10 protein-coding genes and 1 pseudogene are annotated in these 8,291 nt (G+C 60.8%); 5 read left to right on the forward strand and 6 right to left on the reverse strand.

The window, feature by feature from the left end:
* The first annotated feature begins 83 nt into the window (after window positions 1-83).
* The gene (locus QZ766_RS13340) at window positions 84-848 is read left to right on the forward strand and encodes an SDR family NAD(P)-dependent oxidoreductase (protein ID WP_297202741.1); all 765 of its coding nucleotides are present in this window, start codon (window positions 84-86) and stop codon (window positions 846-848) included.
* Window positions 849-904: 56 nt separating this feature from the next.
* Here the strand turns inward: QZ766_RS13340 and QZ766_RS13345 are convergent, their stop codons facing one another.
* The 4 genes from QZ766_RS13345 to QZ766_RS13360 are packed head-to-tail and all read right to left on the reverse strand — an operon-like array spanning window position 905 to window position 3,871.
* Window positions 905-1,666: an amino acid ABC transporter ATP-binding protein gene (locus QZ766_RS13345; RefSeq protein WP_297202743.1), complete on the reverse strand. Its 762-nt coding sequence runs from the start codon at window positions 1,664-1,666 to the stop codon at window positions 905-907.
* Complete coding sequence (locus QZ766_RS13350; RefSeq protein ID WP_297202745.1) at window positions 1,659-2,324, reverse strand: ABC transporter permease subunit; 666 nt, start codon at window positions 2,322-2,324, stop codon at window positions 1,659-1,661. The genes QZ766_RS13345 and QZ766_RS13350 overlap by 8 nt, the downstream gene beginning before the upstream one ends.
* Before the next feature lie 2 nt (window positions 2,325-2,326).
* Window positions 2,327-2,974: an amino acid ABC transporter permease gene (locus QZ766_RS13355; protein ID WP_297202747.1), complete on the reverse strand. Its 648-nt coding sequence runs from the start codon at window positions 2,972-2,974 to the stop codon at window positions 2,327-2,329.
* Between the two features lie 48 nt (window positions 2,975-3,022).
* Complete coding sequence (locus QZ766_RS13360) at window positions 3,023-3,871, reverse strand: transporter substrate-binding domain-containing protein (protein WP_297202749.1); 849 nt, start codon at window positions 3,869-3,871, stop codon at window positions 3,023-3,025.
* Between the two features lie 197 nt (window positions 3,872-4,068).
* On the opposite strand from QZ766_RS13360, the gene QZ766_RS13365 reads away from it, so the two are divergent.
* Both QZ766_RS13365 and QZ766_RS13370 read left to right on the forward strand, forming a co-directional pair.
* The gene (locus QZ766_RS13365; RefSeq protein ID WP_297202752.1) at window positions 4,069-5,538 is read left to right on the forward strand and encodes a PLP-dependent aminotransferase family protein; all 1,470 of its coding nucleotides are present in this window, start codon (window positions 4,069-4,071) and stop codon (window positions 5,536-5,538) included.
* Window positions 5,539-5,605: 67 nt separating this feature from the next.
* On the forward strand, window positions 5,606-5,854 hold the full coding sequence (locus tag QZ766_RS13370) for a DUF1158 domain-containing protein (protein ID WP_297202754.1): 249 nt from the start codon (window positions 5,606-5,608) through the stop codon (window positions 5,852-5,854).
* Between the two features lie 38 nt (window positions 5,855-5,892).
* On the opposite strand, the gene QZ766_RS13375 is transcribed toward QZ766_RS13370, so the two are convergent.
* Together QZ766_RS13375 and QZ766_RS13380 are read right to left on the reverse strand one after the other, a co-directional pair.
* Complete coding sequence (locus QZ766_RS13375; protein WP_297202755.1) at window positions 5,893-6,231, reverse strand: RamA family antibiotic efflux transcriptional regulator; 339 nt, start codon at window positions 6,229-6,231, stop codon at window positions 5,893-5,895.
* A gap of 31 nt (window positions 6,232-6,262) precedes the next feature.
* A complete protein-coding gene (locus tag QZ766_RS13380; protein ID WP_297202757.1) occupies window positions 6,263-7,330 on the reverse strand; it encodes an MBL fold metallo-hydrolase in 1,068 nt (355 codons plus the stop codon).
* 219 nt (window positions 7,331-7,549) lie between these two features.
* Here QZ766_RS13380 and QZ766_RS13385 point away from each other — a divergent pair, with 219 nt between their 5' ends.
* Together QZ766_RS13385 and QZ766_RS13390 are read left to right on the forward strand one after the other, a co-directional pair.
* Window positions 7,550-8,131: a TetR/AcrR family transcriptional regulator gene (locus QZ766_RS13385; RefSeq protein ID WP_297202758.1), complete on the forward strand. Its 582-nt coding sequence runs from the start codon at window positions 7,550-7,552 to the stop codon at window positions 8,129-8,131.
* Window positions 8,128-8,291 (forward strand): annotated as a pseudogene (locus QZ766_RS13390) (hypothetical protein); the annotation flags it as partial. The gene QZ766_RS13385 and the pseudogene QZ766_RS13390, both read left to right, overlap by 4 nt.

Consider the following 8,291-nt stretch of genomic DNA (forward strand, 5'->3'; position numbering starts at 1 on the left):
CACACCCGCCGCCCCCGACTGTCACTGTGGCTGCGCCCCGGACGTTTCTATAGTGAAGAACAACCAGCTAACAGGAGCGCGTGATGACTGATAAGAAAGTGGTGTTTATTACCGGGGCCACCTCGGGATTTGGCGCGGCGGCGGCGCGGACATTTGCCGATGCGGGCTGGGCGCTGGTGCTCACCGGCCGCCGCTTTGCCCGGCTGGAGGCGCTAAAAGACGCGCTGGCGGCGCAGGTGCCGGTGCATATTATCGAGCTTGACGTGCGCGACGCGGAAGCGGTGCAGGCAGCGGTGGCGGCGCTGCCGCAGGAGTTTAGCGACGTGCGGGCGCTGATTAACAATGCCGGGCTGGCGCTGGCGCCGCAGCCCGCGCAGAACGTCGCGCTTGCCGACTGGCAGACGATGATCGATACCAACGTTACCGGGCTGGTGAACGTCACCCACGCCCTGCTGCCGACGCTGATTGCGCACGGTGCCGGGGCAAGCATCATCAATATCGGATCCATTGCCGGGCAGTGGCCTTATCCCGGCAGCCACGTTTACGGCGCCAGCAAGGCGTTCGTGAAGCAGTTCAGCTACAACCTGCGCTGCGATTTATTAGGCACCGGGGTGCGGGTGACCGATCTGGCGCCCGGCATTGCCGAAACCGAGTTTACCCTGGTGCGCACCGGGGGCAACCAGGCCGCGTCGGATTCGCTCTATCGCGGGACGACGCCGCTGAGCGCGGAGGATATTGCCGGGCAGATGCTGTATATCGCCGAGCTGCCGGATCATATGAATATCAACCGCGTGGAAGTGATGCCGGTGCGCCAGGCATGGCAGGCATTTGCGATTGATCGGGATTAAACTGCCGGACATGCCAGGGCCCCTTTGCTTGTTAAGCAAAGGGGCCCTTTTCCCTATTACCCCCGACTACGCAAAAACTGCCTCACCCGCTCCGAATCCGGATCGTTGAAAAACTTTGCCGGCGGCGCTTTTTCAATAAGCAGGCCCTTCTCCAGAAATACCACCTCATCGGAAACCTGCTGCGCAAAGGCCATTTCGTGGGTGACCACCACCATCGTATAACCCTCGGCGGCCAGATCTTTCATCACGCCCAGCACTTCGTTAACCAGTTCGGGATCGAGCGCCGAGGTGGGCTCGTCGAACAGGATCACCTCCGGCGCCATCGCCAGCGAGCGGGCAATGGCCACCCGCTGCTTCTGGCCGCCGGAGAGGGTGACCGGCCAGGCGTCGGCTTTGTGATCCATTCCCACTTTGGTGAGCTGCTGCCGGGCGATGTGGCTGGCCTCGTCGCGCTTCATGCCCTTCACCCGCACCAGCGCCTCGCTGACGTTCTGCTGCACCGTCAGGTGCGGCCACAGGTTAAAGCTCTGAAATACCATTCCCACCCGCTCGCGGATTTTTGCCAGCTGGCGGTGGGACATGGCCTTGCCGGAAGCGTCATCCACGCCGATACGCTCGCCGCCGATGCGTATTTCGCCGCGATCGGGCTGCTCCAGCCAGTTCATACAGCGCAGCAGGGTCGATTTTCCGGAGCCGGAGGAGCCGAGAATGCTCACTACCGAGCCCTTCGCCACGCTCAGGTTGATATCCCGCAGTACCTCGACGTTGTCGAACTGCTTTGAGAGATTTTTAACGCTCACCGCTGTGTTCTCAGACATGGCTCACTCCTCGTCGTTTTCCGTCGCTGCTCAGGCGCTTGATAAGCAGCTCAAGCAGAATACCGATGGCCCAGTACAGGCCGATAGCCACAATAAAGGCGTTGAAAGGGATAAAGTAGGTCGCCTGCACGCTGTTGGCAGCGGCGGTGATCTCCTGCACGGTAATGATGCTGAGAAACGCTGTGTCCTTCAGGCAAATAATCAGCTGGTTGCCCAGCAGCGGCAGGGCCGATGACAGAATGTTCGGCGCAATAATGTGCCGCCAGGTGCGGTAGCGGGAGAAGCCCTGCGCCGTTGCCGCCTCGATGTAGCCGGTGGAAAACAGCCGCCGCTGGCTGCGCAAAATCTCAAAGAAATAGGCGCCGTGATAGATAATCAGCGCCAGCAGCCCGGCGGTCCACGCTTCCATGCTGATACCCAGCTCCGGCAGGCCGTAATAGAGCAAATAAGCAAGGATCAGAAACGGGATCGCCCGCATCAGGCTGACAAAAGCAATAATCATCCGGTTCAGCGCCCGCTGCTGATACTCGGTCAGATAACTGAGCAGCAGGCCCAGCAGCAGCCCGGCGGCGGCGGAAATAATAAACAGCTCCAGCGTCGCCAGCAGGCCGTCAATAAAGCTCTGGCGCACAGACCAGATAACAGACCATTGATTCATCTCTACTCCTGGCGCACGAGGCGCTTCGCTTTACGTTCTGCCATGCCCTGCAGCCTGAGCAGCAGGCCAACAATCACCACGTACAGCAGCCCCGCCGCCAGGATCGGCGACAGCGGCTCGTAGGTGACCGAGGAGATGCGGTTGGTGACGCGGGTCAAATCCACCACGCCAATCACCGCAATCGCCGGGCTGCCCTTAATCAAAAAGGACATCTCGTTGACCAGCGCCGGCAGGCTCTCGATCCACATCTGCGGCAGCATGATGTAGCGAAAAAAGGTCCAGCGGCGCATGCCCACCGAGGCGGCGGCCTCCTGCTGGGCGCGGGGGAAATTGCGAAAGGCGCTGCGCCAGATTTCGGCATTGAAGGCCGACGTATTGAGCGTCAGCGCCACAATCGCCGCCGCGGTTTTATCCAGATTAATGCCCGCGGTGGGCAGGGAGAGAAACAGAAACAGCACCAGGGTGACCAGCGGCGTGGCGCGGGCCAGGCTGATGTAGACCACCAGAATCTGATCGACAACCGGGATCTTCAGCATCCGGATCAGGGCAATAGCCAGTCCGATAACCACGCCAAAAGCGATGGCGATGCCGGAGATGCAGAGGGTTGTCCATGCACCTTCAATCAGCAGCTGCCAGGCAATAAGATCCATGCGCTTACCCTCTCTCTTTTACGGGCGGCGGTTGCCCGCCGCGTCAGGTTACATTCCGGTAAGCTTGTGGAACTGCGCGGCGCTGGTGATGGGCTCCGTGGGGAGATCGTCATAGGTTTCGCCAAACCACTTCATCTGCAGCGCTTTCAGCTCGCCGGTTTCGCGCATGTGGTTCATGAATTTGGTCATGTAGGCGAGCAGCTCGGGAGAATTTTTCGGGATCGGCCATCCCATGTAGCCCGGCCCGGACACCGGCAGCCCTTTGGCAAACACCTTCGGCCGCTGCTTAACCAGATCGTTGACCGAAATCACCACGTTGATCACGTAGTCGAGACGCTTGTTAGCCAGGTCGGCATAGGCTTCCGGGTAGGAGGGATACTCCACCACCGGCCCGAGCTTGCCGCCGGCTTTCTCCAGCATCGCTTTCAGCTCCGGCAGCCGCGCCAGCAGGGCGCTGCCGGCCTGGACGCCCACTTTTTTACCGCTCAGATCGGCGATGGTGTTGAGGGAGTTATCCCCCGCCCGCTTGATGAAATAGTGCTGGGCGGAGGCCCAGGGCGGGGTGAAGTTGAACACGTTGAGACGATCGTCGGTGATCACCGCGCCGGTCAGGGCCATGTCATATTGCCCGGTGGAGACCGCCGCCAGCAGGCCGGTCCACGGCAGGATGCTCTGATCGACATGAAATTTCGCGTACTTGCGCAGCGCCGCCAGCATGTCTTTGTTAAAACCGTCGGCCTGGCCGTTGTTAATAAAATTAAAGGGCGCGTAGTCGTCTTCGGTCGCCACTTTCAGCGTACCCGCTTTCTCGATGGCGGGCAGATCCGCGGCGGCGGCGCTCAGGCTAAAGGCCAGCGCGGCGGCGGCAAGACAGAAAGAACCGGTTATTTTTTTCATCGTTCACCCCTCAGTAAGTTGCAGTGCTGTGAAGCAATTAGCATGCCGATACCGCCGGCTGCCGAGTGCGTTTTTACTGTAGGGACGCTTTTTACTTTCTGAACAGGGACAGTTATCCGCCGCGGATGTGTCAGCTGCGATGGAAGTGGTACAAAACTTGCTGTTATCACTCAGGCGAACAACACGGGAGACGAGTGATGTCAGGACATCTGCTGCATGTAGACTTTGACCGCCAGCGCGGCCTGCAGGAGCAGGTGCGGGAAACGCTGATCCGCGCCATTCTCAGCGGCATCTTCGATGCCAACACGCCGCTGCCCTCCTGCCGCCAGCTGGCGGCGCAGCTTAACGTCTCGCGTAACACCACCGCACTGGTGTTCGAGGGGCTGGTGAACGAAGGGTTCCTGATTAGCCGCCCGCGCAGCGGCTACTATCTGCACCCGGATGCCCCGCAGGCTGTGGCCAATATGCCCGAGCGCGCGCCGTCCGACGACGGCAATGCACCCGCCTGGTGCAATCGGCTGAAAATTACCCCCAGCCAGCAGGAGTCGATTCTGAAACCGGCGGGCTGGCGGGATTACCGCTACCCGTTTATTTACGGCCAGCCGGACACCCGCCAGTTTCCCCTCGCCAGCTGGCGCGCCGCCGCCGGCTGGCTGCACGGCGGCGGGCGCGATCCGGACTGGGTTGTGGATCAGGTGGACCGGGATGTGCCGATGCTGATTGAGCAGATCCGTACCCGGATCCTGCCCAAGCGCGGTATTGCCGCCTCCGCCGACGAAATCCTGATCACCCTCGGCTCGCAGAACGCGCTCTACCTGCTGACCCGCCTGCTGATGGGGCGCGGCACCCGCGTGGGAGTGGAGAATCCCTGTTTTCGCGAGGCGATAAACACCTTCGCCCTCAGCGGCTGCGACATTGTTCCCCACGCCGTTGACGACGAGGGCATGCAGCCCGGCAGCGGCCGCTGCGACTACTACTACGTGACGCCGGGGCACCAGGTGCCTACCGGCATCACCATGAGCAAGCGGCGGCGCGACGAGCTGCTGGCCCACGCGGCGGCGCAGGACGCGGTGATTATCGAGGATGATTATGACTCGGAGAGTAACTTTACCCGCAATCCGCTGCCGGCCCTGAAAGCCAGCGACCGCCAGGGGCGAGTTATCTACGTCAGCAGTCTGTCGAAGGCGCTGTCGCCGGGGCTGCGGCTGGGCTTTATGGTGGCGGATCCGGAACTGATTGACGAAGCCCGCGCCCTGCGGCGGCTGGCTTATCGCCATCCTCCCAGCAATATTCAGTACCAGATGGCCTATTTTCTGGCGCAGGGGCATTACGAAACCCACCTGCGCCGCTACCGCGAAGACTCGGCCCGCCGCTGGGAGACGCTAAACCAGGCCCTGCAACAGCAGCTCCCGGCGTGCCGGCCGCTGCCCGGCAGCGAGCACGCTAACGCTTTCTGGCTGCGGGCGCCGGACGGCGTTAACACCCAGCAGCTCACCTGGCGCGCCGCCCACGCGGGAGTGCTGATCGAGCCCGGCGCGCGCCATTTCCTCGACGATGCGCCGCCGGAGAACTATTTCCGAATGGGCTTTCACGCCATCGCGCCGGAAGCGATATTCCCCGGGACGGCAGCGCTGGGCGGGCAGCTGGCGAGGCTGCTGGATGGGTAAGGGAGGCGGTTGCGCCGGGCTATAAATTCCCGGACAATTGCTTTTTTTACTGACGGTTTCCCTGACGATGAAGCATCCGCTCGAATCCCTGATCACCGCCGGCGGCATCCTGCTGATGGCGTTTCTCTCCTGCCTGCTGCTGCCCGCGCCGCTGCTCGGCGTTACGCTGGCGCAGAAGCTGGTGGGCGTCTTTCATCTGATGGATCTCAACCAGCTTTACACGCTGCTGTTCTGCGTCTGGTTTTTAGCGCTGGGGGCGGTGGAGTTCTTCGTGCTGCGCTTCGTCTGGCGGCGCTGGCTGTCGCCTGCGCGCTGAGAAAGGGCCGGACGGTGCGTAATCCGTCCGGTAATTCACTACGCCCGAACCTGATGCTCTTTGCGCCACGCGCCCGGCGGCTGCTTGAAGGTGCGGGTAAACACGCGGGTAAACGTCTGCTGCGAGTCAAACCCGTATTTCAGGCTGATGTCGTAGACTTTCTCGTCCGTCTCCCGCAGATCCTGCGCCGCCAGCTCCAGCTTGCGGGCACGGATGTAGCGTCCGAGGCTCTCGCCTTTGTAATGCAGAAACAGGCGCTGCAGGTGCCATTTTGAATAACCGGCGTGGCGAGCAATATCGTCGATACGCAGGGGCTGGTGCAGGTTATCGTCTATCCACTGCACAATGGTCTCAATAACCTGTGCGGAAATTGTCATTGCTGCCTCTCCTTTTATCATCACGGCGTGCTCACTCCCACCAGACGTGAAATTGCTGATCCCTGTCCCCTACTCTTACCGGCTCTCCCTGAACCGGCGTTAACAGTCGGTAGTGCTTGTCGCGGCTGGCCCGCGTCAGCTGCCGGTACGGATCGTTCCACAAGTGCCGCGCCAGCACGAAGCGTCCGGAATGGCTCGGCAGCACCGCAGCAGCATTGAGGTCCGCCGCCGCCTGCGCCGTTTCGTCCGGCATCATGTGCACGTGCCGCCAGTCGGGATCGTACTGGCCGTTCTCCATGATCGCGATGTCCGGGCCGCCAAACTGCTCGCCGATCGCCTTAAAGTGCGGGCCGTATCCGCTGTCGCCGCTGTAGTAAATCTTCCTGTCCGGCGTGACGAACATAAAGCTCGCCCACAGCGTCTGATTGCGGTTGAGATCGCGCCCGGAGAAGTGGCGGGCCGGCAGAACGTGGACCGTCAGGGTGTCGTCTACCGCCACTTCCGTATTCCAGTCCACCTCGGTGATAATCTGTCCGTTCATTCCCCAGTAGCGCAGGTGCGAGCCGACGCCGAGCGGTGTTATCACCCGGCGAACTTTGGGCATCAACCCTTTCATCGTCGCGTAGTCCAGATGATCGTAATGATCGTGGGAGATAATCAGCAGATCGATCGCCGGCATCGACTGCGCGGACCACGGATAGTCACCGGGGAACGCTTTATTAATGAATGAAAAAGGTGACGCATAGCGGCTAAACACCGGGTCAATCAGGATGCGTTTCCCCGCCAGCTGCAGATACCAGGAGGAGTGCCCCAACCAGACGATGACCTCGCTGTCGCGCGGGATAGCCGCGAGATCGGTGTCAATCACCGGCAGCGGTTCGTCGGGCCACGCGTAGTCGCGCTTTTCCGTTAAAAAGCGCCAGAGCGTTGCCAGCTTATTGCCGCCGCCCGAGGAGGGCGGCGGCGCAACCTGATTGCGAAAGGCCCCGTCGCGATAGTGCGGCGAACGCTGCACCTCGCTCAGCGCGTCGCCCTTCGGCGCCTGGCCAAATCCGGCATTCAGGATAGAGGGAAAACTTCCTGCACTGGCAATTAACATCACGATGACCACGCTGAGTGTGAACGCTGCATTCTGTGACCTGCATCCGGCTTCTGCTCTCCGGAACGCGCGTCGCCTTGAAAATGAGTGAGTGAGCACTCATTATAGTAAGGGACTAAAAACCGTCAAGGCGATTTTCATTATTTTAACATTGCCGTTGAAGTCGCGCCCCGCGCGTGATTCAATCCCCGCTTTTCATTAACTTAAGAGGGTTATGCCGTGGCTCGTCCAAGGAGTGAAGATAAGAAACAGGCGCTGCTTGATGCCGCCACCGACGCGGTTGCCCTGCAGGGAATTGCCGCCTCAACGGCGCTTATCGCCCGCAATGCCGGTGTGGCGGAAGGAACGCTGTTTCGCTATTTTCCCACGAAAGACGATCTGCTTAACGCCCTGTACCTGCACCTGAAAACGCTGCTGTGCGAAGCGCTGCAGGCGGGACTGAAGGATATGTCGACGCCGAAAACCATCGCCTGTGACGTCTGGAACAGCTACATCAGCTGGGGCCTGAAAAATACGCTGGCCCAGCGCGCGGTGCGCCGCATGTCGGTGAGTGAAAAGATAACCCCCGAAACGCGCCAGCAGGTTAACGAGCTGTTCCCCGAATTATATAAGCTCTGCCAGCGCGCGATGCGCCAGGAGCTGATGACGATTGAGTTTGAGGATTTTGGCGACGCGCTGTTTTTAGCGCTGGCGGAAACCACCATTGAGTTTGCGCTTCGCCATCCGGCGCGCTCGCAGGAGCTTATCTCCCTCGGTTTTGAATCCATGTGGCGGGCGCTGGCCCAGGAAAACCCGGTGTGAATGCCGACGCGGTCATTAACCACGCGCACCGCTACGCGCTGGCGCTGCCTTTCACCGAGCTGTGCTGGCCGTTCGGCGCGGAGTACGACGTCTACAAAGTCAGCGGCAAAATTTTTATGATTGCGGTGAAAAGGCCCGGTAAGCGATTTATCAACCTGAA

The sequence above is a fragment of the uncultured Pluralibacter sp. genome (assembly GCF_913775985.1).
Classification (GTDB): domain Bacteria; phylum Pseudomonadota; class Gammaproteobacteria; order Enterobacterales; family Enterobacteriaceae; genus Pluralibacter.